Source organism: Roseateles sp. (assembly GCF_965262435.1).
Lineage (GTDB): Bacteria > Pseudomonadota > Gammaproteobacteria > Burkholderiales > Burkholderiaceae_C > Paucibacter_A.
The window spans coordinates 1,120,637-1,144,012 of sequence record NZ_OZ253537.1 but is presented as its reverse complement, the minus strand read 5'-3'; the positions used below and the strand labels follow the sequence as shown (position 1 = coordinate 1,144,012).

At 64.1% G+C, this 23,376-nt stretch carries 13 protein-coding genes; 7 read left to right on the top strand and 6 right to left on the bottom strand.

Going from position 1 to position 23,376, the window contains the following annotated elements:
* Positions 1 to 17 precede the first annotated feature (17 nt).
* Positions 18 to 3,104, bottom strand: coding sequence for a TonB-dependent receptor (locus ACQY39_RS05030; RefSeq protein ID WP_428503985.1), 3,087 nt, complete (start codon positions 3,102 to 3,104; stop codon positions 18 to 20).
* A gap of 254 nt (positions 3,105 to 3,358) precedes the next feature.
* Between ACQY39_RS05030 and ACQY39_RS05025 the strand changes: the two genes are divergently transcribed.
* A complete protein-coding gene (locus ACQY39_RS05025; protein ID WP_428503983.1) occupies positions 3,359 to 5,164 on the top strand; it encodes a tetratricopeptide repeat protein in 1,806 nt (601 codons plus the stop codon).
* Between the two features lie 307 nt (positions 5,165 to 5,471).
* Positions 5,472 to 8,417, top strand: a complete 2,946-nt coding sequence (locus ACQY39_RS05020; protein WP_428503981.1) for a TonB-dependent receptor domain-containing protein — start codon at positions 5,472 to 5,474, stop codon at positions 8,415 to 8,417.
* Between the two features lie 93 nt (positions 8,418 to 8,510).
* Here ACQY39_RS05020 and ACQY39_RS05015 read toward each other — a convergent pair whose 3' ends face one another.
* Both ACQY39_RS05015 and ACQY39_RS05010 read right to left on the bottom strand, forming a co-directional pair.
* Positions 8,511 to 10,721, bottom strand: coding sequence for a malate synthase G (locus ACQY39_RS05015; protein WP_428503979.1), 2,211 nt, complete (start codon positions 10,719 to 10,721; stop codon positions 8,511 to 8,513).
* 222 nt (positions 10,722 to 10,943) lie between these two features.
* Positions 10,944 to 13,742 (bottom strand): TonB-dependent receptor plug domain-containing protein, encoded by a 2,799-nt coding sequence (locus ACQY39_RS05010; RefSeq protein ID WP_428503977.1) that lies wholly within the window; start codon positions 13,740 to 13,742, stop codon positions 10,944 to 10,946.
* Positions 13,743 to 14,023: 281 nt separating this feature from the next.
* Between ACQY39_RS05010 and ACQY39_RS05005 the strand changes: the two genes are divergently transcribed.
* Positions 14,024 to 14,950: a LysR family transcriptional regulator gene (locus tag ACQY39_RS05005; RefSeq protein ID WP_428503975.1), complete on the top strand. Its 927-nt coding sequence runs from the start codon at positions 14,024 to 14,026 to the stop codon at positions 14,948 to 14,950.
* Positions 14,951 to 14,954: 4 nt separating this feature from the next.
* On the opposite strand, the gene ACQY39_RS05000 is transcribed toward ACQY39_RS05005, so the two are convergent.
* The 3 genes from ACQY39_RS05000 to ACQY39_RS04990 all read right to left on the bottom strand — a co-directional run bounded on the left by ACQY39_RS05000 (position 14,955) and on the right by ACQY39_RS04990 (position 19,282).
* A complete protein-coding gene (locus tag ACQY39_RS05000; protein ID WP_428503973.1) occupies positions 14,955 to 17,279 on the bottom strand; it encodes a putative bifunctional diguanylate cyclase/phosphodiesterase in 2,325 nt (774 codons plus the stop codon).
* Between the two features lie 143 nt (positions 17,280 to 17,422).
* Entirely contained in the window at positions 17,423 to 17,830 is a 408-nt protein-coding gene (locus ACQY39_RS04995; protein ID WP_428503971.1) for a PsiF family protein, read from the bottom strand.
* A gap of 90 nt (positions 17,831 to 17,920) precedes the next feature.
* On the bottom strand, positions 17,921 to 19,282 hold the full coding sequence (locus ACQY39_RS04990; RefSeq protein WP_428503969.1) for a serine/threonine-protein kinase: 1,362 nt from the start codon (positions 19,280 to 19,282) through the stop codon (positions 17,921 to 17,923).
* Between the two features lie 123 nt (positions 19,283 to 19,405).
* Between ACQY39_RS04990 and argS the strand changes: the two genes are divergently transcribed.
* From argS to ACQY39_RS04970, 4 genes are all read left to right on the top strand, one after another.
* Positions 19,406 to 21,124: an arginine--tRNA ligase gene (gene argS / locus ACQY39_RS04985; RefSeq protein ID WP_428503967.1), complete on the top strand. Its 1,719-nt coding sequence runs from the start codon at positions 19,406 to 19,408 to the stop codon at positions 21,122 to 21,124.
* Positions 21,121 to 21,849 (top strand): SPOR domain-containing protein, encoded by a 729-nt coding sequence (locus ACQY39_RS04980; protein ID WP_428503965.1) that lies wholly within the window; start codon positions 21,121 to 21,123, stop codon positions 21,847 to 21,849. Before argS ends, ACQY39_RS04980 begins: the two co-directional genes overlap by 4 nt.
* A gap of 65 nt (positions 21,850 to 21,914) precedes the next feature.
* Positions 21,915 to 22,589, top strand: a complete 675-nt coding sequence (locus ACQY39_RS04975; RefSeq protein WP_428503963.1) for a thiol:disulfide interchange protein DsbA/DsbL — start codon at positions 21,915 to 21,917, stop codon at positions 22,587 to 22,589.
* Positions 22,590 to 22,630: 41 nt separating this feature from the next.
* Positions 22,631 to 23,293, top strand: coding sequence for a thiol:disulfide interchange protein DsbA/DsbL (locus ACQY39_RS04970; RefSeq protein ID WP_428503961.1), 663 nt, complete (start codon positions 22,631 to 22,633; stop codon positions 23,291 to 23,293).
* Positions 23,294 to 23,376: the final 83 nt, after the last annotated feature.

Below are 23,376 nucleotides of genomic sequence, written 5' to 3'. Positions count from 1 at the left end.
CCAGGTTCTGAAATCGATCAGAACTTCTTGTTGTACACGACGCTGAACTGCATGCGACGAGGAGCCGTCGTGCTGATGGTCCGGCCATAGTCAGGGCTGACGACCGACTTGTCCGCACCGTTGTACACCTCGATCACGTTCTGCGTGACCTGCTGGTTCGTCAGATTGAACACGTCCAAGGACAGCTCCAGTCCCTTCACCAACTCAGGCTTGTGGGTCACGCGGACGTCAAAGCGCTGAGTCCAGGGCAGGCGACCCACCGTACCGCGCGGCGAGGGCTGACCCGCGCAGTAGTGGTGAGCAGAACCGTAGCCGACAGGATTGGTTTCAGCCGTGCCATACATGCCAAGGCAGTTGACCGGGCGGCCGGACTGGATGGAAGCGGAACCACCGACATCCCATTGCGGGTTGATGCTCACGAAACCGTTGGCACGGATCATGTGGCGACGATCACCCGGCAGATAGCCGTTTGCGTACTCCATCAGTTCCCAGTGGTCCCAAGCCTGAGTGGCAGCAATGTCGGTCTGAGCCACGTCAGACAGGGTCTGGCCTTCGGTGTTGCCCTTGTTCTTCGCCCAGGTGTAGGTCAGCTTGCCGTACCAGCCATTGCGGAAGGGGTGCTCCAGCGTGAAGTCCAGGGCTGTATAGGTGCGCTTGGCCTTTTCCAGGTTGAAGTCCTTGCCGGTCAATGTGACTTCGGTGTAGGTCTTGCCTGCATTCGGGCCGCCGTTCTTGAAGTCAATCAGGAACTTGTTGGTCAAGCCCGGGTTGAAGCTGGCGCAACCGAAGCCATCCCACTCGCTGGTGTCGACCTTGTTGTCTGCTGCCCATTTTTCAAACGGAACGGCGTCGCAGGTGTCGTCGATGGTGCTCTTCAAGATGCGATGTGTGAACTTCACGCCAGCGCGATAGTCCTGGAACAAGGCCTTCTCGAAGCCCAGGGTCAGCTCGTCCTGGAAGGAAGGCTTCATGTCGATGGCAGCCACCACCTTGGCGTCCTTGGCCTGGCCGTACTCGTTGTTGGCCGAGTACGGCTTGGCGATGTTGACGCGGCCGGTCGGCTGGCCATTGGCATCCACGCCTGTGTAGATGAACATCTCACGCGTGAAAGTAGAGCGGCTTGCACCACGCACTGCAATTGCGGTGGGGATCTGGATCGAATAGCGACCGGCGCTACCGTAGACCTTGGTGGAAGAGTCGCCCAGAGGATCCCAGACCGCTGCGAAGCGCGGGTTGTACTGGTCCTTCATCTCCAGGAAGACCTGCTTGTCGCCGTTCAAGTTCTGATACGTTTCGCGGCGCAGACCTGCCGTCAGCGTCAGGCTCTTGGTAGGCTGGTACCTGTCTTCGATGTACTGAGCCGTCTGGTCCGAGTAGGCACTCGTGGTGGTCGTGAAAATCGTCTCACGGCCATAGAAGCCCTGGGCAGCCAAGGGACCGTAAGCCGGATTGGCCAGCCAGATCTTGTCGCTCGTGCCACCCAGCGGCTTGAAGTCCGGATTGGCCGCATTGGCCGCGCTGGTCTTCAGGTAGGTGATGGTCGAACCGGCTGCCAACACAGAGCCTGCATTTGTGGACTCAAGCTTGTTGTTATCCAGACCGGCACGGATCGTGTGCTTGCCCAGGCGGTACTCCAAGTCCAGGCGGAAACTGGTGACCTTGTCCTTCGATCCGGGAGCCAGCAAATTGTTACCCGAGATCGGGTTTTTCACCGGAATCAGGACGCCTGGAGGCGTCGCCGAAGCGGCATTGGGGCTGAAGTTCACACCCTTGATGGCCGGGTCGTAACCCAGGAAATCGTTCATGTGATCGATCGTGCTCTTGCCGTACAAGCTGGTGACCGTCAGGTTCTCCGTCAGCTCGCCCGAATAGCGCAAGATGGACATGTCGGCGCCAACAGCCGTCTGATTCGGCACGTTGGTGTACATCTCGGCCGAGTTCTTGACCGAGCCGACATTGCCCGTGGCGTAGTCGTAGCTGTAGTACGAACGCACGATCTCGGGCTTGTCGCGGATCAGCGTCAAGTCCAGGCGGTGCTGGTCGGTGATGTTGAAGTCAAGCTTGCCCAAGGCACGCAGGGTGGACTGATCATCCTTGCGCCAGCCGCTGGACAACATCGAAGACGCCGAAGCACCGGTGGTCTGGTTGACCTGGTCCGCGCGAAGTTCGCGCTTCTCGACGGCGGCAAAAACGAACAGCTTGTCCTTGATGATGGGGCCGCCGACGTAACCGCCGTAGGTGTACTCGGTGCGCTCGGTGTCCGAACGACGCAGGCGCAGCTTGCTGTCGGTTGTCGGGTTCTTGCCTGTGTTGGCGTAGTACAGATCAACCGGCTTGTCGCGGAAGCTGTTGGGCTGGACCAAGTACTGTGCGCCGGCTTCCCATTGGTTGGTACCCGACTTGGTGATGACGTTCAAAACGCCGCCGACCGAACGACCGTACTCGGCACCGAAGCCGCCATTCAGAACTTGCGCTTCAGCAATCGCGCCGAAGGGCAGTTCGGCCGAACCCAGCTGGTTCAGCGGGTTGGTCGCAGGGAAGCCGTTGATGTAGTACGCATTCTCCGAGGGGCCACCACCGGCGATGCTGATACCGCCCGAGTAGCGCGAGTCAGCTTCAGTGGTTCCTGGGGCCAGAAGAATGATGGCGTTCAGGTTGCGCGCCACCGGCAAAGCAGCCAGTTGCTGTGCGCTGAAAGTCGATCCCACGTCGGCAGAGGACGTGTCGATGACCTTGCGGGAACCGGTCACCGTCACGGTCTCCATACGGGTACCGAACTCAAGGGCTGTACCTTGACCGATACGAACTTCCACGCTGGCAAGAACACTCACCACCTTGCCGTCTTGCAAGAGACTTGCCTTGTAGACGCCAGGAGGCAGATTGCCGGCCACGATACGGCCATCAGCGCCTGGAGCGATGGTGCGCTTGAAGCCGGTCGCTGTGTTCTCCAGCAGCACAGACGCGCCTTGGGTCTGGGTGAGAACACCATAGACCTGGCCGGTCGAATTGGACTGGGCCTGAACCAGGCCTGTGCCCAAGGCCATGCTGGCGGCGATGGCAATGAGGCTGAGGCGCCCCACTGAACGGATTTGAGATTTCGACATGTGATCCCTCTTTCAATCAATGGTTCCGAACGATTAAGGCACTCGACTTTTGATCCAGTGCTGAAAGTCACGCTCTAAAGGGCGCTGGGGCGAATTCTGAGCGTATCGAGAGTGGGCTCGCATTCGTGTCTACCCCCGCTGCGCTGGAGCAACAAGGAAGGGTAAGCACCGAGCAAGCTGACCATTGGTTTCAAAAATTTCCGCCGCCGGCCCTCAATTCCAAGGTGAACCCACATTCACTACACTGCGCGCCCATGAACCCCCAGGATCCGGCTCGCTTGCTGCATCAGTCCGTCCAGGCCCATCAACAAGGGCGCCTGGAGATCGCCGAGGCCGGCTATCGCCAGGTCTTGCTGCAGCTGAAAAACCAGCCCGATGCCTGGCGCCTGCTGGGCCAGCTGCAGCTGGCGCAAGCCCGCTGGGCCGAGGCAGTCGCCAGCTTGAGTCAGTCCATCCGGGCACGGCCACAGCAGGCCGAGGCCTGGCATGCACTCGGCGAAGCCCAAGAAGAGCTGCAACAGCTGGCCGAAGCCGAGGCCAGCTACCGGCGAGCTGGCGAGTTACGTCCAGGCTGGCCTGAAGCCCATTACAACCAGGCTCGATTGCTGCGCCTGCTCGAACAAACCGAGCCGGCACGCCAGGCCCTGAAGCGAAGCCTCGACCTGAACCCCAGCGCCGTGGCCGCCTGGCAGCTGCGTGCCCTGCTAGAGCAGGACGCGGGGGAGCTGGCGACGGCCCTGAACAGCCTGGATCAAGCCCTGCGCCTGGCGCCCGAGCGGGCCGCCTTGCACCACAACCGCGCCGTGCTGCTGCAGCGCCTACATCGCCATGCCGAGGCCTTGGCGGCGCATGAGCAAGCGCTAGGCCTGGGTCTGCGGGTCGCCGATGCCCATTACAACCACGGCAACACCTTGCAGAGCCTGGGCCGCAGCGCCGAAGCCGCCGCCGCCTATCGGCAGGCGCTGAAGTTGGATGGCCAACATGGCCTGGCGCTCTATGACCTGGCGCGCCTGCGCTACAGCCAGGGTGAGTCGGACTTTCTGACCGAGCTTGACGCGGCCGAAGCCGCGGCGCCGCAGTCAGCGCTGGCGCCAGGGCTGAAAGCTCAGCTCCTGCTCAAGGCCGAACGCCTGAGCGAAGCCGCCGCCGCCTACTCGCGAGCCTGCAGCCTGGCGCCGCAGAGCTGTGCCTACTTTGACGGCCTTGGCCAGGCGCTCAGCCGCCTGGGCCGGCATGAAGAAGCCCTGCAGGCACAGCAGCAAGCCCTGCAGCTGAATCCGAGCGATGCGAACACACGCAGCAATCTCGCGCGCAGCCTGCTGGCGGCGGGCCGCACGGCGGAGGCCGCAGCCATGGCCGAACAAGCGCTGAGGCATAGGCCCGATGACCAGTTGGCGGTCGCCCTGCTCGGCCTGGCCTGGCGCCTCTTGGGCGACCCACGCGAAGCCTGGCTCAACGACTATGAACGCCTGGTCCAGGTCTTTGATCTGCCGGCCCCGCCGGGCTGGGCCGGAATGACGGAATTCAACCAGGCCCTCGCCACCGAGCTGAACGCCTTGCATACCGACCGCGAAGCGCCGGTCGACCAAACCTTGCGCCAGGGCACGCAAACGCACGACAACTTGCTCGATCAAGCCTGGCCGCGGGTGGCCGAGCTCAAGCCCTTGCTGAGCGCGGCCATCCAGCGCTACATCGCCAGCCTGCCCGAGGACGGCTCACACCCGTTCTTGCAACAGCGCAGTGCCGATTGGCACTTCACCGATTCCTGGTCCTCACGCTTGCGCAGCAGCGGCTTTCACACCAACCACGTGCACGGCCACGGCTGGATCAGCGCCTGCTACTACGTTGCCTTGCCCGAAGCGACCGTGGATGCCAAGGCCCAAGCGGGCTGGATCAAGTTCGGCCAGCCCGATCTGGACCTGGGGCTCGCGCCCCAGCGCCTGGAACAGCCCCGGGTGGGGCGGCTGGTGCTCTTCCCCTCCTGCTTCTGGCATGGCACCACCCCCTTTGTCGACGAACAGCCGCGGCTGACCATCGCCTTCGACATCAAGCCCGACTGAAGGTTGCATCCACAAAAAACGCCTTGTCAACTGCAAGGTCTTGCGGTTTTTGTCTCAAAACGACAACGTCTGACAGCGTGCAATCCCCCCGATTGCAGGGGCGTTTCATGGGGGAACTGCGCCTCCCAAGGGGGTGTGCTTCGTCATACCCCCCACTACTAGGGACAACCCCAGAAAGCGCCAGGGGTGCCCATCGTCACACTGCGCCTGCGGCATTTTCGCCCCCCGGCTAGGGGCGGCAACAAGTGGCCGATGTATTCCCGCCTCACCGAGCTTTCAATCAAAACGCCCTCACGAAGGAGTTTTCATGTTCAAACGTAGTGCTATCAGCGCCGCCGCGCTGGTGACGATCGGCGTCATCGCCGCCGCCCCCGCCTTTGCCCAAGAAGTCCAGGAAAAGCTGGAGCGCGTGGAAGTCACGGGCTCGCGCCTGAAGACCATCGGCAACACCTCCAGCAGCCCCATCACCTCGGTGGGCAAGGAAGACATCAACACCACCCAGCCTGTGGCCGTTGAAGAACTGGTGCGCGGTCTGCCTTCGTCCTACCCGGCCATCGGCCCGGCCATGAACAATGGCTCCACCGGCATTGCCTCGATCGACCTGCGTGGTCTGGGATCGAACCGCACCCTGGTGCTGTTCAATGGCAAGCGCTTCGTGCCCGCCAATCTGGGCGGTGTGGTTGACACCAACAACGTGCCGGTCTCGCTGCTGGAGCGCGTCGACCTGGTGACCGGCGGCGCCTCGGCCGTGTACGGTGCGGACGCCGTGTCCGGCGTGGTCAACTTCGTGACCAAACGCAATTTCACCGGCGTTGAAGCCACCACCCTGTACAGCATTTCCGAAAAGGGTGATGCCGGTCGCCGCAAGAACGACATCACCATGGGTGCCAACCTGGCCGATGGCCGTGGCAATGTGGCCCTGCACATCGGCACCACCAAGACCGACCCGCTGCGCCTGGCCGACCGCGACTACTCGCAGATCGTGATCAGCTCGGCGTCCGGCAAGCCAGGCGGTTTCTCCGGTACAGCAGCGCCTTCGCAGTTCTCCGGCATGCCGGGCGCCATCAGCGGCAGCCAAGTGATCGATGCCACCACCGGTCTGTTCCGTCCGATCGGCGGCACCGAAGATGCCTACAACACCAACCCGCCGAACTACTTCGAAACCCCGCTGACCCGCACCCAAGCCACAGCGCTGGGCCATTTCCGCATCAATGACAACGCGGAAGCCTATGCCGAGCTGTTCCACACGCGCAGCAATGTGACGCTGAACCTGGCCCCTTCGGGCACCTTCGGCGCCGGCTTCAACGTGCCCATCGGCAACCCCTTCATCACCGACAAGGTGCGCGGCCAGATCTGCGCGGCCTATCTGGCCGATGAGCTGGCCAAGAAGCCGGCCGACCAGAGCGCCACCCTGATCGCTGGCCTGCAGCCCGACAAGTGCGTCGCCGGCAGCGCCACCGAGGTGCGCATGGCCGTCGCCCGCCGCTTCGTCGAAGCCGGCCCTCGCATCTACAGCTACGACAACACCACCACCCAGTACACCGCCGGCCTGCGTGGCGACATCCCCTTCCTGGACAGCTGGAGCTACGACGCCTACTACCAGTCGGGCCGCTCGGATCAAACCGTGCGTACCGGCAACGGTTTCTCCTCCAGCAAGACCCAGCAAGCCCTGCGCGCTACCAGCGCCACCAAGTGCACGGTCACCACCGGCGGCTGCGTGCCACTGAACGTGTTCGGCGCATCGGGCTCGATCACGCCGGAAATGCTGGCCTTCATCTCGACCCCGACCTTCCAGACCACCCGCGTGGAGCAGCAGGTCACCTCGGTGTCGGCCAACGGTGAAGTGGCCTTCGCCAAGAGCCCATGGGCGCGTGCGCCGCTGGGCCTGGCGCTCGGTATGGAACGGCGCTCCGTGTTCGGCGCCAATGCCTCTGACGCTGTGGTGCAGACCCAGGGCGAACTCCTGGGCAGCGGCGCTCCGACGCCGGACCGCAGCGGCAAGCTGAATTTCACCGAAACCTATATGGAAGCGAGCCTGCCCCTGCTGCAGAACCTGCCGCTGGTGCAATCGCTGAACCTGGGTGCCGGCTACCGCGAAACCAAGCTGTCCACATCGACCGGCGAAAGCCAGAGCTATGGCAGCTGGAAGGGCGGCCTGGACTGGACCCCGATGAAGGGCCTGCGTTTCCGTGGCGAGCGCCAACGCGCCACCCGCGCACCCAATATCAACGAGCTCTACGCTCCGGTGACCACGGGCCTGTCCACGCTGGCCAAGGACCCCTGCCAGGGTGCGGAGATCAACGCGGCCGACGCAGGCAAGGCAGGCACGCTGACCAATGTGTGCCAGCTGACCGGCGTGCCGGTGGCCCAGATCGGCAAAGTGGCCGCACCGTCGTCCAGCCAGATCAACAACACCGGCGGCGGCAACCCCAGCCTCGGCCCGGAGAAGGCCAACACCACCACCTTGGGCGTGGTCTGGGAGCCGGCTTTCGTCGACAACCTGTCCCTGAACCTGGACTACTGGCGCATCAAGATCGCCGAGGGCGTTTCCAGCGCCACCGCCGGTCAAGTGATCAACGGCTGCTACAGCGCCACCCTGAACCCCGGTCTGACCAACAACGTGTTCTGCCAGGCCATCCAGCGCGACCCGCTGAACGGTGGCCTCAATGGCACGGGCAGCAAGGGCGTGGTCACACAGTCCTCCAATCTGGGTGCCTATGACTTCTCCGGCGTGGACATCGGTGGCTCCTACCGCCTGAACCTGAAGAGCCTGGGTGCACCCAAGATGGGCCGCATCGACTTCACGCTGCAGCTGAGCCTGCTGAACAAGGCGGACTTCAAGTCCCTGCCTTCGGTGGCCACCCTGGAGCAAGCCGGCTACTACGGCACGGACGTGGGCACGCCTTACGCCAAGACCCGTTTCAGCCAGCGCGCCACCTGGACCTTCGGCGACTATTCGCTGGGCTACAACTGGCGCTATATCGGCGAGTCGGAAATTCAGAAGGACAAGGCCGCAGCCAACCAGGCCGAGTACACCAAGCTCAAGGCTGTCAGCTATGTGGACCTGAATGGTTCCTGGCAAGCGATGAAGAACGTCAAGCTCTCGCTGACGGTCAACAATCTCTTCGACAAGCAGCCCCCGTTCACTGCCACCGGTGTGGGCCCTGGCGCCTCCAACTATGGCAACACCTTCCCGGGTGTGTACGACGTGATCGGTCGTCGCTTCACTTTCAGCGCGCAAGCCGCGTTCTGATCCGGCAAGTCCGCCCCACAGGGGCGGCGAACCATGCAAAAGGCGGGCCCTCGGGCCCGCCTTTTTTATTGAGGCGCTTCGTGTGCGAGCGATTCAGGCCTGGCCGGCCTTGACGCGCAAACGCCAGGCGTGCAACAAGGGCTCGGTGTAACCGCTCGGCTGCACCAAGCCCTTGAACACCAGCTCCAAGGCCGCGCGGTAGGCTGCCGAACTCTCGAAGTGGCCAGCCATGGGCTGGTAAGCCGGGTCGCCCGCGTTCTGGCCATCCACCACCGCCGCCATGCGCTCAAAGGTTTCGTGCACCTGGGCGGCGCTGGTCACACCGTGATGCAGCCAGTTGGCGATGTGCTGGCTGGAGATGCGCAAGGTGGCCCGGTCTTCCATCAGGCCGATGTTGTGGATGTCGGGCACCTTGGAACAGCCCACGCCCTGGTCGACCCAGCGCACCACATAACCGAGAATCCCCTGGGCGTTGTTGTCCAGCTCCTGCTGCACCTCGGCTGCGCTCCAGTTCGCCTGCGCGACCACCGGGATCTGCAAGAGGCGGTCGAGGATGGCGCCGCGTTCGGCGTCGGCATCGATGGCCTCCAGTTCCTGCTGCACCGCCTGGACATTGACCTGGTGGTAATGCAGGGCATGCAAAGTCGCAGCGGTCGGCGAAGGCACCCAGGCGGTGTTGGCGCCGGCGCGCGGGTGGGCGATCTTCTGTTCCAGCATGGCGGCCATCAAATCCGGCATGGCCCACATGCCCTTGCCGATCTGGGCCCGGCCGCGCAAGCCGCAGCTCAGGCCGGTCAGCACATTGCTGCGCTCATAGGCCTGGATCCAGGCGCTGGTCTTCATATCACCCTTGCGGAACATGGGGCCGGCTTGCATGGCGGTGTGCATCTCGTCGCCGGTGCGGTCGAGGAAGCCGGTGTTGATGAAGGCCACGCGGCTGCCGGCCGCAGCAATGCAGGCCTTGAGGTTGACACTGGTGCGGCGCTCCTCGTCCATGATGCCCAGCTTCACTGTGCTGTCCGGCAAGCCCAGCATCTGCTCGACGCGGGCGAACAGCTCAGCTGCAAAAGCGACCTCGGCGGGGCCGTGCATCTTGGGCTTGACGATGTAGATGGAGCCGGCGCGCGAATTACGGATGGCCCGGCCGGCCTCGCCCTGCAAATCATGCAGAGCGATGGTGGTCGTGATGACGGCGTCCATGATGCCTTCGGGGATCTCCCGGCCCTCGCCATACAGAATGGCCGGGTTGCTCATCAAGTGGCCGACATTGCGCACGAACATCAACGAACGGCCATGCAGGCTCAAGCTGCCACCGTCTGGCGCCGTGTAGACCCTATCCGGGTTGAGGCGGCGGGTGATGGTCTTGCCGTTCTTGCTCAGCTCCTCGCTGAGCGTGCCTTGCAGAATGCCCAGCCAGTTGCCATAGGCCAGCACCTTGTCTTCGGCGTCGACCACGGCCACCGAGTCTTCCAGGTCGAGGATGGTGGACAGGGCCGCTTCCAGCACCAGATCGCTGATGCCGGCCGCGTCGCTGGCGCCGATGGCGGTGCTGCGGTCGATCTGGAGGTCCAGATGCAGGCCGTTGTGACGCAGCAGCACCGAACGCGGCGCCGCTGCATCGCCTTGATAGCCAACGAACTGCGCTGGGTCGACCAGGCCGGTGCTGGATCCGTCGATCAAGCCGACGAGCAGGCGGCCAGCGTCCACTTGGTAGCTCTTGGCCTGGGTGTGCGAAGCACCGGCCAAGGGCACGGCCTGGTCCAGCACCTGGCGTGCATAGGCAATCACCTGGGCGCCGCGCACCGGGTTGTAGGCGCCGGCACGCTCGGCGCCGCCACTTTCGGAAATCGCATCGGTGCCGTAGAGCGCGTCGTACAGCGAGCCCCAGCGCGCATTGGCCGCATTGAGGGCATAGCGCGCATTGAGGATGGGCACGACCAGCTGTGGGCCGGCCTGCAGCGCCAGCTCCGCATCGACATGGGCGGTGCTCACCTGCACCGCGCCGGGTGCTGGCACCAGATAGCCGATCTGCTCCAGGAACGCTCGGTAGGCCGGCATGTCCTGGATTGGCCCCGGATGGGTGCGGTGCCAGTCATCGAGCGCCACTTGCAGGCGCTCGCGTTCGGCCAGCAAGGCCAGGTTCTTGGGCGCCAGATCCTGGACGATGGCATCGAAGCCGGCCCAGAAGCGTTCGCTGCTGAGGCCGGTACCGGGCAAGACCCGGTCTTCAACAAAACGGAACAACTCGGTGGCGACCTGGAGGCCGTGAACCGCCGTGCGTGCGGGGGTGTGTGGGGCGTTCATGAAAGAGCTCCTCGGCAAGACAGTGAATCGGGATGCTCTGCAATTTAGCGCCAAAGCATGACGAGATTCGAACCCAATTCGCACGCAATCACCTGAGTAATTCGCAGGAATACGGCGGACATTCAAATGGAATCGACATAAAAAAACCCGGGCCAGGCCCGGGTTTTTGAACAAAGTTCCAAAGCTGCCCGAAGGCAGCCCGGAGCAAGCACGGCGTGCTGCTTAGAACTTGTAGTCCATGGTGACCTTCACGGCGCGCGGACGCAGCACGAAGCCATCACGCAGGTTGATCGGTGCCGGTTCGTCGAACAGGTTCAGCACGTTCAAGCCCAGGTTCAGGTTCTTGAAGCCGCTGTAACGCAGGCTCAGGTCGGTACGCAGATCACGCTCCTGGATGCAAGGGTAGGTGCCCGTCGGGTTCAGGCGCTTGCGGCAAGCGGCTTCGCTCCAGTTGGCTGCATCGGTCTCGTCGTTGTTGAGTGCACGAGCCGTGGTGTAGTTGAAGCGCAGACCCGCGCCCCAAGGGCCATTGCTCCAAGCAGCGCTGAACACGGCGCGGACGCGCGGCTCATTGCGCAAGCCGACACGGTTCGGACGGTACTCGTTGGCTTCGATGTCCCATTCCTTGGCGGTCAGGGCATAGGTGGTGGTCAAACCCAGGTTCAGGTTGCCCAGTTCACCCAGGGCGATGCGGCCCTTGACATCCAGGTCGATGCCCGAGCGCTCGGTCTTGCCGAAGTTCTCGTATTGCAGCAACAAGGTGGTCAGGTCACCAGCAGTCCAGCTGATCTTGGCGTTCGGGTCCAGTTCGTTGGCGCGAGCCGCACGAGCCAGGTCGGTGCCACTGACAGCTGCGCGAGCGATCAGGCTTTCGTAGCCGGCTTGGCCTTCACGAGCCAGGACGTAGTCAGGATCACGTGCGCTGATTTCGTTGCGACGCTCGATCTTGTAGTAGTCCACAGCGATCGACAGGTCCTTGACCGGGTCGAACACGAAGCCGAAGGTCAGGCTCTTGGACAGCTCAGGCTTGATGCCGGGGTTGGCCGAGATCATGGCCGGGATGGACACCAGGCAGCCCGAGTTGAAGGCGGCAGTCGCGTCGGCCTTGTCGTTGTCATTACCCTTCTTCAGGATGTCGCGGATCTGGGTCGCGGTTTCGCAGCGCTTGGGGTCCACCATGTTGTTGTAGAAACCGGTCAGACCGACCTTGCCCATGGCTTCCGGAATGTTGGGCGCGCGGAAACCGCCGGCCACCGTGCCACGCACCTTGAAATTGTCAGCCACCAGATAGGTCAGACCCACCTTGGGGGAAAGGCGGCTGCCCGAACCCGAGGCTTTGTCGAAGCGAGCAGCGATATTGGCTTGCAGGCCCTTGGCCAGCGGGGCTTCCACTTCGGCAAACGCGGAACCCAGCTTGCGGCTGCCTTCCACCCAGACCGAGCCGTTGCCGATGATCTCGGCGTTCAGCAGGTTCTGGCCCGACTTGACCAGCACGCTTTCCGAGCGGTACTCGACACCGAACGCACCCATGGCCATACCGGCGGGCAGCTTGTACAGCTCACCGCTGACCTTGGCGTCGATGAAGTTCTGGTGGTTGTTGCCGTTCAGCTCGGTGCTGCGGAACATCTTGTTCAGCAGCTCGGCGCTGTTGCTGCCGCCGACCTTGTACTCACCGCTGCTGATGGCGTTGATGAAATCGGTACGGTGCGGGCCAATGCCGGTCTTGGTGCCGTCAGCACCGACGCGGCCGATCGAGGTCTCCCAGTCCCAACCTGCGGTCGTACCCTTCACGCCGACCAGCACACGGTACTGGCTGGCGTCGCCGGGGGTTTCCCAGTTCATGCCGGGGTCCATGAAGCGGTATTCCAGACCGGCCACATCACCGGTGGTGTTGGCCGGGTTGTTGGCCGCCAGCACGGGCTTGGGCACGATCTGGATCTTCTTGGCATTGCCATCGAACCAGCGATAGGGCGTGGCCGGTGCGTTCATGGCGAACGGCAGGGCCAGGTATTCGGTCTTGGTCTTGGAGTAGCTGGCTTCCGCGAAGGCTTCCAGGTCGTTGCTCAGAACCACACGGCCGCTGACAAAGGCGTTCACGCGCGACGCCGGGTCATAGGTCTGGTTCAGGCCGTTGATATCGGTCACGCAAGCGCCGGCGGCATTCTTGTTCGTGCAACCGGCCATCGGCACGCGGGCATTGCCCGATGCTTGAGCGAAGGATCCACCGACCAGCTTGCCCTTGATCAGGTTGCCGGGGTAGGAGTTCAGGCTCGGATCGCCAAAGATGGGGTTGACGATTTCCTTGTGCCAAGGGGCGAAGGAAGGCCGCACGTCAGCGATGGTGTAACCCTCGCGCTTGTACACCTCGATATTGCCCAGGACATTGAACTTGTCCTTGTTCAGGTCACCAAAACCAGCCACCACCGACGCAGTAGCTTGCTTTTGCAGCTTGGGCTCCACGCCGCTTTGGTAGGAAGCGCTGATGCCGACACCGTTGTACTCATTGCGGGTGATGATGTTGATCACACCGGCCATGGCGTCGGAGCCGTAAACGGCGGATGCGCCGTCCTTCAGGATTTCGATGCGCTCGATCACGTCAGCGGGGATGGAATCCACGTTGACGAAGTTTTCCTTGGCGCCATCGGCCAGAGCAAAGTACGCCACGCGGCGACCATTCAACAACACCAGGGTTGCGCCCTTGCCCAGGCCGCGCAGGGACACGCCCGATGCGCCAGCGGCGAAGCTGCTCGAATTGCCGTTGTCCACCAGTTCGGAGGTCGAAGTCGCGGTGATGGTGTCCAGCACCTGGCGCACGGTGTTGGCGCCGGTCTGCTTGATATCAGTGCGGCTGTACACCTGAACCGGCGATGCAGTCTCAGCCGACACGCGCTTGATGTTGGAGCCCGTCACTTCGACGCGCTCCAAGCGCTCTGCGGGAGCTGCGGTTTGCGCCTGGGCGGACAGGGCCATCATGGCCAAGACGGCCGCGCTGACCGCGCTGAACTTGCTATTCCTCAACATGTCGTTTCCTATGCTTTATGGCTTTTGAAACAAAACGCCCGACGCGTGCTGGTAAGCATTGCCCTCGGGCGCAACAAAAGTACACGTAGTCTAGAAAGGCCGTCTCGGCCAAAAGTAAGGGTTCCCCGCAATATGTGTAACCCTTACAACGACTTGATCGACATATCGCCCACTTGTTTCACCATTTATTCATATATGACTTTTGGCACATAGTGTTTTTTTGGAGGAAATAGCTGCCAAACTTTAGCCATTCATGCTCTTAAAGGTTAGGCCCTGCGTACATGGACCGGCTCAAGCAAATCGAATCCTTCGTTTCCGTGGCCAGCAAAGGCAGTTTGACCGCGGCGGCACAGTTGGAAGGCGTGGCGCCGGCGGTGATGGGGCGGCGAATCGACGCACTTGAGGCCAGATTGGGCGTGAAACTGCTGCTGCGCACCACCCGGCGTATCAGCCTGACACATGAGGGCAGCGCCTTTCTGGAAGACTGCCAGCGCCTGCTGACCGAATTCAACAGCGCGGAAGCCAGCGTCAGCGCCGGCGGCGTCAAGGCCAGCGGCCATTTGCGCATCACCGCCCCGGCCGGCTTCGGCCGCCGCCATGTGGCGCCCTTGCTGCCCGAGTTCCTGGCCGGCCACCCCGATGTCAGCGTCTCACTCAATCTCAGCGACCGGGTGGTGGACATCGGCGCCGAGGGCTTCGACTGTGCGGTGCGGGTCGGCGACCTGCCTGATTCCAGCTTGATCAGCGTGCGCCTGGCCGACAACCGCCGCCTGTGCGTGGCCACGCCGGCCTACCTCAAGCGCGCCGGCATTCCCCAGCATCCCTCCGAGCTCGCCCGGCATGCCTGCCTGACTCTGAGCTCGGACGCCAGCCAGACGCGCGGCTGGGCTTTTGTCATCGACGGCTCGGTCCAGCATCTGCGCCCCAATGGCCGGCTCGACTGCAGCGACGGCCAGGTCTTGCACGACTGGTGCCTGGCCGGCCTGGGCCTGGCCTGGCGCAGCACCTGGGAGGTCGAGGGGGATATCGCGGCGGGGCGCCTGCTCAGCGTGCTCGACGCCTTTGCCGCGCCGCCCAACGGCATCTACGCCCTGTTCCCACAGGCCAAGCACCTGCCCTTGCGCGTGCGCCTGTGGGTGGACTTTCTCAAGCTCCGCTATGCCGACCCGGGTTTCTGGCGCGAGGCCGGCCACGGCGCGGCGGGCTGAAACCTTATCCGGCCGGCGGCGCCACCACTTGGGCGGCCGCCAGCCAGCTGGTATCGGGGCGCCACGCGGCCATCCAGGCGGGCAAGTCGCCGGCCGGCATCGGCCGGGCAATGCCATAGCCTTGGGCCAGATGACAGCCGAGCTGAATCAGCACGGCGCCATGCTCTACGGTCTCCACGCCCTCGGCGATCACCTCGCAACCGAAAGCGCGGGCCATGCCGATCACGCCCTGCAGGATCGAGATGTCGACCGGGTTGTCCAACATATCGCGCACGAAGCTCTGGTCGATCTTGAGCTGGGCCACCGGCAAGCGCTTGAGGTAGGTCAGCGAGGAATAGCCGGTGCCGAAGTCGTCGAGCGCGAAACGCACGCCCAGGGCCTTGCATTCGGCGATCAGACGGGTGACGTGGGCGATATCTTCGATGGCGCTGGTTTCCAGCACCTCCAGCTCCAGCAGACCCGGTGCCAGCTCGGCGTGGCGGGCCAGCAGGCGCTGCAGCCGCTCGACAAAATCGACCTGCTGCAGCTGCCGGGCACCGATGTTGACGCTGACCGGCAAGACCAGGCCTTCACTTTGCCAGGCGGCGATTTGGCGCAAAGCCTGGTCAATCACCCATTCACCGAGCTCGATCGCCAGCGCATGGTCCTCGATCACCGGCAGGAACACGGCCGGCGGCAGCAGGCCGCGCTGCGGATGCTGCCAGCGGATCAGAGCTTCGGCGCCTACCACATGGCCCGCCACCATGTCCACCTTGGGCTGGAAATGCAGAACGAATTCGCCGGCCGCGAGCGCCTGCGCGATGCCCTGCAGGCTTTCGTGATGACCGCGCACGCTGCGGTCATGTTGGGCGTCGAAGAGATGCATGCGGTTTTTGCCGGCCAGCTTGGCCTGGTACATGGCCTGGTCGGCCTGGCGCAGCAACTGGTCGGCGTCCATCTCTTCATCCTGCGGGAAGAAGGTCACGCCCAGGCTGGCTGACACCTGCAAGCTCTGCCCGGCAACGCTCAGCGGCTGTGCACTGGCCGACAGCAAGTGCTGCAGCAGGGGCTGGGCCTCGGCCACCGAGGTCAGATCACCCAGCACGGCCACGAACTCATCGCCCCCGAGGCGCGCCAGCGTGTCGCCTTCGCGCAGGGTGAAGCTCATGGCTTCGGCCAAGGCGATCAGCATCTGGTCGCCGACCTCGTGTCCATGGCCATCGTTCACCGCCTTGAAACCATCCAGATCAAGAAACACCACCGCCAGCAAACGCCCCTGAAGCTGGGCCTGCGCCATGGCCTGCTGCAGACGCTCGGCCAGCAAGAGGCGGTTGGGCAATTGGGTCAGGGGGTCATAGTGGTTCAGGCGCAGCAGCCTGGCTTCCTGCTCCTGCAGTTGGGTGATGTCGGAGAACAGACCGACATAGTTCTGGATGGCGCCACCGGTGCCGCGCACCGCGCTGATGGTCTGCGTCACCGCATACAAATTGCCCGACTTGTGGCGGTTCCACATGTCCAACTGCACCGAGCCCTCGCGCTGCAGTTGCGACCACATATGGGCAAAGAACTCCGGGCCATGACGCCCGCTGTTCAGCAGACGCGGGTTGCGACCCAGCACCTCGGCCGCTTGGTAACCGGTGATGCGGGTGAAGGCCTGGTTGACGGCCACGATCTCGCCCTGGGCGCAGGTGACCATGATGCCCTCGCCGGCATGGTCGAACATGCTGGCCGCCAGCACAGAGTCGGCTTCGGCCCGCTTGCGCTGATCGATGTCCATCAAGGCCAGGCGCAGCTGCGACTGACCACGCGCATCGAGCAAAGCCACGGCCTGCAGCTGAACCCAGCGCATGGAACCATCCTCCAGGCACAGGCGCAGCTCACAGGTCGGCGCGGCCGAGGGCAAGCCGAGTTGGAGTCGGTAGCGGTGGTAGGCATCCTGGTCGCCGCAGCAGATGAACTGCTCCAGCTTCTGACCGCACAGGCTGGCACTGCTGCGCCCGAGCAATCGGCCCAGGCTCATATTGGCCTCACGGATCAAGCCATGCTCGTCCGTGCTGCACAAGCCCATGGGGGCCAAGTCATAGAGATCGAAATAGCGGGCGCGCGCCTCGCTCAGATCTTGCTGGGTACGGCGCAACTCCTCGTTCTGCAACTCCAGTTCGATCTGGTGCACCTGCAACTCATGCAGGGCGGCTTCAGCGCCTTGCGCATGCAGGGCTCGGGCCGGCAGGTCGAGCGACGGAAGCGCCCCGGCGGCAGCATGCACAGCGGCCTCGGCACGTTGCCGCAAGGCCGTTGAACCAGCTTCCGTGTCCGACGAGGGCTCAGGCCTTGCCGCTTGTCCGTTCATGAAGCAGACCCTGCAGGGAGATCACTGAGATGTCGCAGCATAGAGCCTAAGGCAGCCTTCCGAGCAGACGCGGTTAAAAACTGGCGCCTCAGACGGCCGAAGGCTTGCGGCCAAGCCCACGGCTCGGCCGCCACGGGCTCGACTTACTTGCCAGCCGCGTCAGCCACGCATTTCTTGGTGAAGCTGTTCTTGGCGGCGCCGGCCAGCTTCTTCTCGGCCGCCTTGGCAGCACAGGCGGCTTGCGCATCGCCGGGCGCTGCCGCTTCAGCCGCACCACCGTCGGCATTGCACTTCTTGAGGAAACTCTTCTTGGCGGCGCCGGCCAGCTTCTTCTCGGCCGCAGCGGCGTCACAGGCCGCGTTGCCCGCGGCAGAAGCCGCAGCGGCGGGCATATCGGCATTGCACTTCTTCAGAAAGCTGGTCTTGGCCGCGCCGGCCAGCTTTTTCTCGCTCGCCTGGGCATCGCAGGAGGCCATCGGCGTCGCTGCCTGGGCCAGGCCAGCGAAGGTCATCAGGCCCAAGGCCAAGAGGTGAATCAGCTTTGTCTTCATATGAGGGAGTCCTTCAAGGGCTAGGGGGAAATGGCGAGAACCTCTGCCGTGCTGATTGCAGCACGGCCGTGAGACAGGCTCAAGACGGGTTTACATGATGCGGCGTGGGTGCGCCAGCGATTCATGCGCGGCATGCAGGCGCCGCACCAGCACCTGGATGAAGGCGCGGTCGAAGCGGTGCTGGCATTCCGGGCTCAAGAGGCCCAGGGATTCGGGCGTGAAGGAGATGGTGATGCAGACCTCGCTGACCCGCACATCGGCGCTGTGGCGCCGAAGATCGGGGTTAGGCGCCAGATAGGCCATCTCACCGACCGAAGTGCCCTGGCCGAGGCTGGCGACCTTGTTGCCGTCGCGGTACACATCGACCGCGCCCTGCGCCAGGATGTGGAAGGTGTTGCCCTCCTGGCCGCGCTTGTAAAGCGCATGGTCGAGCGGAAAGCGCCGCCAACGCGCGCGGTGCACCACCTCCCAGAGTTCCACATCGCCAAAATCGGCGAAGAACTCAAGCTCGCGCAGCATATTGAAACGCTCGGAATCCTTGACCTCGTAGAGCCGCGCCAGCGGCACCAGCTGCTTGGACACCAGCTCGGACAAGGCCTTGCCGAAGGCTTCCCAGTCGGCATAGCGCTCCTGGGGGTGCTTGGCCAGGGCTTTCAGGATGACGGCCTCCAGCTCCGGCGTCACGCCGCCGCGCAAGCCCTGCAAGGGCGGCGGCGCCTGGTGGTAAATCTGGTGCATCAGCGCCATCTGGCTGGGCGCATCAAAGGGCGCGCGGCCGGCCACCAGGTGGTAGAGCACGGCACCGAGGGCGTAGATGTCGGCGCGGCAGTCAACATCGCCACCCTCAATCTGCTCGGGCGGCATATAAGCCAGGGAGCCGACCCGGTGCACCTGGGTCGAGTCGGAGCGCAGGTTCAGGGCGCTGCCGAAGTCGCTGACCTTCACATCGGTGACCTGGCCCTGGGCATCGAGCACCGCCAGCAGATTGGCCGGCTTGACATCGCGGTGGATCAAGCCCTGGCGGAACACATAGGACAGCGCCATGGCGCACTTGAAGCCCAACTCGACGATCTGGTCCAGGGGCAGCAGGCGGTCGCTGCGGCAAAAATGCTTGAGCGTGACGCCGGGCACGTACTCCATCACCAGATAGGGTGAATCCTCCTCCGGCACGGCGTCGAGAATCTGCACCACATTCGGATGCTGCAGCCGCCCGGCCAGCGCCGCCTCGGCAGCATAGAAGCGCAGGCTGAAGTCACTGCCCTGGCCGGCCCGGCTGACCGCGGCCCAGGCACGCATGCGTTTGATGGCCACCTCGTTGCGATGGAACTCGTCCACGGCAAGAAAGACATCGCTGGTCGCACCCTCGCCGAGCCGACGCAGCACCTTGTACTTGCCGATATGGGCAGGCAGATCGGCAGCGCTCTCGAAGGCGAGGTCTGAATCCAAAGACATGCTGGGCATCATAAGTTGAGCCAGCCCGCCTCAATTGCAAGCAAATGCACACCCCCACCACCCCTCCCCCACGATTCACCTCTTCACCAGCCCCGCCCCGCCCCCGCCCGTAGAATTCCCCCCATGATCCAAGCCAAGCAAGAATTGCTCGCCGCCCTGGCCGAAGCCATTCAAGAACTCAGCCCCGGCACCGACCTGGTTGCCGCCTTCGAATCCCCCAAGCAAGCCGCCCATGGCGACTTCGCTTGCACGGCCGCCATGCAGCTGGCGCGACCGCTGAAAAAGAACCCGCGCGAGCTCGCACAGGCCTTGATCGAGGCCTTGCAGCGCCGCCCGGCCTTCGCTCGCTGGGTAACGGGCCTGGAGATTGCCGGCCCCGGCTTCATCAACATCCGCCTGAGTGCCGCCGCCAAGCAGGCCGTGGTCAGCGAAGTGCTGGCCGCCACCGCAGCCTTCGGTCAGCAGCCGGCCACGGCACAGCATGTGATGGTCGAGTTCGTCTCGGCCAACCCGACCGGCCCGCTCCATGTCGGTCATGCCCGGCAGGCCGCGCTCGGCGACGCCTTGTGCAGCCTGTTCAAGACCCAGGGCGCGCAAGTCACCCGCGAGTTCTATTACAACGACGCCGGCGTGCAGATCGCCACCCTGGCCAACTCCACCCAGTGCCGCCTGAAGGGCATCAAGCCCGGCGACGCCGGCTGGCCCGAGAGCGCCTACAACGGCGACTACATCCAGGACATCGCCGACGCCTTCCTGGCCAAGCAGACCGTGGTGGCCGATGACCGCCAGTTCACGGCCTCGGGCGATATCGAAGACCTGGACAGCATCCGCCAGTTCGCCGTCGCCTACCTGCGTCACGAACAAGACCTGGACCTGCAGGCCTTCGGCCTCAAGTTCGACAGCTATTTCCTGGAATCCAGCCTCTACAGCAGCGGCCGGGTCGAGGACACCGTGGCCAAGCTGATCGCCAAGGGCAAGACCTTCGAAGAGGGCGGCGCGCTCTGGCTGCGCACGACCGACTACGGCGACGACAAAGACCGCGTGATGCGCAAGTCTGAGGGCGGCTACACCTACTTCGTGCCCGATGTGGCCTATCACATCGACAAGTTCCAGCGCGGCTACAGCAAGTGCATCAATGTCCAGGGCAGCGACCACCACGGCACCATTGCCCGGGTGCGCGGTGGCCTGCAGGCGGCCGATGTCGGCATCCCGCAGGGCTTCCCCGATTACATCCTGCACAAGATGGTCACCGTGATGAAGGGCGGCGAGGAGGTCAAGATCTCCAAGCGCGCCGGCTCCTACGTGACCCTGCGTGACCTGATCGACTGGACCAGCCGCGACGCCGTGCGCTTCTTCCTGATCGGCCGCAAGGCCGACACCGAATTCATCTTCGACGTCGACCTGGCCCTGAAGCAAAACGACGAGAACCCGGTGTTCTACGTCCAGTATGCGCACGCCCGCATTTGCTCGGTGATCCGCAACTGGGTGGCCCGCGGCGGTGACGAGACGGCCCTGGCCAGCGCCGACCTGAGCCTGCTGAGCGCCCCGACCGAAGCGGCCCTGATGCTCAAGCTGGCCGAGTACCCGGCCATGCTGTCTGGCGCCGCGGCCGGCCTGGCCCCGCATGACGTGGCCTTCTACCTGCGCGACCTTGCCGCCAGCTATCACAGCTACTATGCGGCTGAGCGCGTGCTGGACCAGGCGCCCGAGCTGAGTGCGGCGCGGGTGGCCTTGCTGGCCGCCACGCGCCAGGTGTTGCGCAATGCCCTGGCCGTTCTGGGCGTCAGCGCACCCGAGGTGATGTCCCGCGAAGCAATTCCTGAAGCGACGGAGAAGGCATGAGCACGGCTCAATCTGGCAGCAGCAACAACAACAAAAGCAAACAACAACGTGGTGGCTTTGTCCTCGGCTTGATCGTCGGCTTGCTGCTGGGTCTGGCCGTGGCGCTGGGCGTGGCGCTCTACATCGCCAAGGTGCCCATCCCCTTCATTGACAAGGTGCCGCAGCGCACGGCCGAGCAGGACGCGGCCGAAGCCCAGCGCAACAAGAACTGGGACCCCAACGCCCCCCTGGCCGGCAAGGCCGGCGCCAAGGCCAGCGGTGTGGTCAGCGGCGCACCGGCTCCTGCCTCACCTGCGCAGGTCACCGCGCCCGCAGCTGTTACCGCCCCGGTCGCCACGGCGCCGACGGTGGCCCCTCCGGCGGCCAGCGCCTCGGCTGCGCCCGCCAAGGCCACAGAGAAAGCCCCCGAGAAAGCCGCTGAAAAAGCGGCCGACAAGAAGGCCGAAGCCAAGGCTGCCGCCGCCAGCGCCGCCGCGGCCGCTGCCGACCCCAACCTTTACTTCGTACAGGCCGGCGCCTATGTGAAGAACGAGGACGCCGAGCAGCAGCGCGCGCGTCTGGCCTTGCTGGGTTTCAGCGCCAAGGTCATGGAAAAGGAACAGTCGGGCCGCACGGTCTTCCGTGTGCGCATCGGCCCCATCGACAGCCGCGATGAAGCCGAAGGCCTGCAGCGCAAGATCGAAGCGGCCGGCATCGAAGCCAATCTGGTCGGCGTCAAACGCTGAGCTTTCGCCCCAATACTCGGGGCTGCGGCCCCTTTTTGTCCACCGAGATGAACGAGAAGAAGATCATGAAACGTCGCGAGTTTTCTGCCCTGTTGTCGACTCCTCTGGCGCTGGGCGGCCTGAGCCTGGCCCCGCAGCTGGCCCTGGCGCAAACCGACCCCTTTGCCGGCAAGTACCAGACTCTGGCCCAGGCCCTGCCCGTGGCCGTGCCGGGCAAGATCGAGGTGGTGGAGTTCTTCTGGTACGGCTGCCCGCATTGCTACGCCTTCGAGCCGGTGCTGGCGCCCTGGATCAAGCAACTGCCGGCCGATGTCGCCTTCCGCCGCGTCCATGTCGGCTTCAACGCCATGATCAAGCTGCACCAGCGCCTGTTCTACGCCTTGGAAGCCTTGGGCAAGGCCGCCGAGCTGCAAGACAAGATCTTCCATGCCTTCCACGTTGAGCGCCTCGAGCTCAACGACGAGAAAAGCCTCACCGAGCTGGTCGTGCGCCTGGGCGTGGACGGTGCCAAGTTCAAGGATGCCTTCAACGCTTTCGGCGTGGTCACCAAGGCCGGCCAGGGCGCCAAGCTCTCCGAGGCCTACCGCATCGATGGCGTGCCGGCGCTGGGCATTGGCGGCCGCTATCTGACCTCGCCCTCGATCGCAGGCCTGCGCGGTGACAGTGAAGTTGCCAATGGCCGCCGTGCCCTGGCCGCTGCCGACCATCTGATCCAGTTGGCCCGCGCCGCCAAGGCCTGAGGCACGGAAGCCCGATCTCACCACCTGCCCCCTGCGAAGCGATGAAACCGATCTCCCGCCGTGATTTCTCCGTCTGCCTGGCCGCCACCGGCCTGCCGGCCCTGAGCCTGGCTCAAGGCGCTGCGCCGGTCGAAGGCAAGCATTACCTGCGCCTGGCCCAGCCCTTGCCAGCCACGCCGGGCAAGATCGAGGTGTATGAATTCTTCCTCTACACCTGCCCGCACTGCTTCGCCTTCGACCCGCTGGTGTCGGCCTGGGCCAAGCAGTTGCCGGCCGATGTCAGCTTCCGTCGCGTCCATGTCGGTGTGGGCGCCATGCACAAGCTGCACCAGCGCCTGATGTTTGCCCTGGAGACCCTGGGACGACTCGGGGACTTTCACGAGTCCGTGTTCAAGGCCATCCATGTCCAGCACCTGGACCTCAGCGACGAAAAGGCCATCACCAAGTTCGCTGTCAGCCTGGGCCTGGACGAGGCCAAGTTCAAGGCCGCCTTCAATTCCTTCAGCGCCCAGGGCCGCCCGGCCCAGTCGGCCCAGCTGGCCGCGGCCTACCGTGCCGACACCGTGCCGGCGATCGGTATTGGCGGCCGCTTCCTGACCAGCCCCAGCATGGCCGCCCCAGGGCAGAACCCGCAAGTGGGCGGGCAAGCGGCCCTAGCTTTGACGAACCAGTTGATCCAGCAACTGCGCAGCGGCAAGGCCTGAGGGCCACCCCTCACGCGCAGCGACGCCGCGAGCCCGGCAGGGCGGGCCGCGTACTAGAATGGCCTGCAAGATTTGTGCCGCCA

What these genes read in the sequence shown, in the direction of transcription:
- ACQY39_RS05030 (WP_428503985.1), bottom strand. Translation starts at nt 3,104, where the DNA reads ATGTCGAAATCTCAAATCCGTTCAGTGGGGCGCCTCAGCCTCATTGCC.
- ACQY39_RS05025 (WP_428503983.1), top strand. Translation starts at nt 3,359, where the DNA reads ATGAACCCCCAGGATCCGGCTCGCTTGCTGCATCAGTCCGTCCAGGCC.
- ACQY39_RS05020 (WP_428503981.1), top strand. Translation starts at nt 5,472, where the DNA reads ATGTTCAAACGTAGTGCTATCAGCGCCGCCGCGCTGGTGACGATCGGC.
- ACQY39_RS05015 (WP_428503979.1), bottom strand. Translation starts at nt 10,721, where the DNA reads ATGAACGCCCCACACACCCCCGCACGCACGGCGGTTCACGGCCTCCAG.
- ACQY39_RS05010 (WP_428503977.1), bottom strand. Translation starts at nt 13,742, where the DNA reads ATGTTGAGGAATAGCAAGTTCAGCGCGGTCAGCGCGGCCGTCTTGGCC.
- ACQY39_RS05005 (WP_428503975.1), top strand. Translation starts at nt 14,024, where the DNA reads ATGGACCGGCTCAAGCAAATCGAATCCTTCGTTTCCGTGGCCAGCAAA.
- ACQY39_RS05000 (WP_428503973.1), bottom strand. Translation starts at nt 17,279, where the DNA reads ATGAACGGACAAGCGGCAAGGCCTGAGCCCTCGTCGGACACGGAAGCT.
- ACQY39_RS04995 (WP_428503971.1), bottom strand. Translation starts at nt 17,830, where the DNA reads ATGAAGACAAAGCTGATTCACCTCTTGGCCTTGGGCCTGATGACCTTC.
- ACQY39_RS04990 (WP_428503969.1), bottom strand. Translation starts at nt 19,282, where the DNA reads ATGTCTTTGGATTCAGACCTCGCCTTCGAGAGCGCTGCCGATCTGCCT.
- argS (WP_428503967.1), top strand. Translation starts at nt 19,406, where the DNA reads ATGATCCAAGCCAAGCAAGAATTGCTCGCCGCCCTGGCCGAAGCCATT.
- ACQY39_RS04980 (WP_428503965.1), top strand. Translation starts at nt 21,121, where the DNA reads ATGAGCACGGCTCAATCTGGCAGCAGCAACAACAACAAAAGCAAACAA.
- ACQY39_RS04975 (WP_428503963.1), top strand. Translation starts at nt 21,915, where the DNA reads ATGAAACGTCGCGAGTTTTCTGCCCTGTTGTCGACTCCTCTGGCGCTG.
- ACQY39_RS04970 (WP_428503961.1), top strand. Translation starts at nt 22,631, where the DNA reads ATGAAACCGATCTCCCGCCGTGATTTCTCCGTCTGCCTGGCCGCCACC.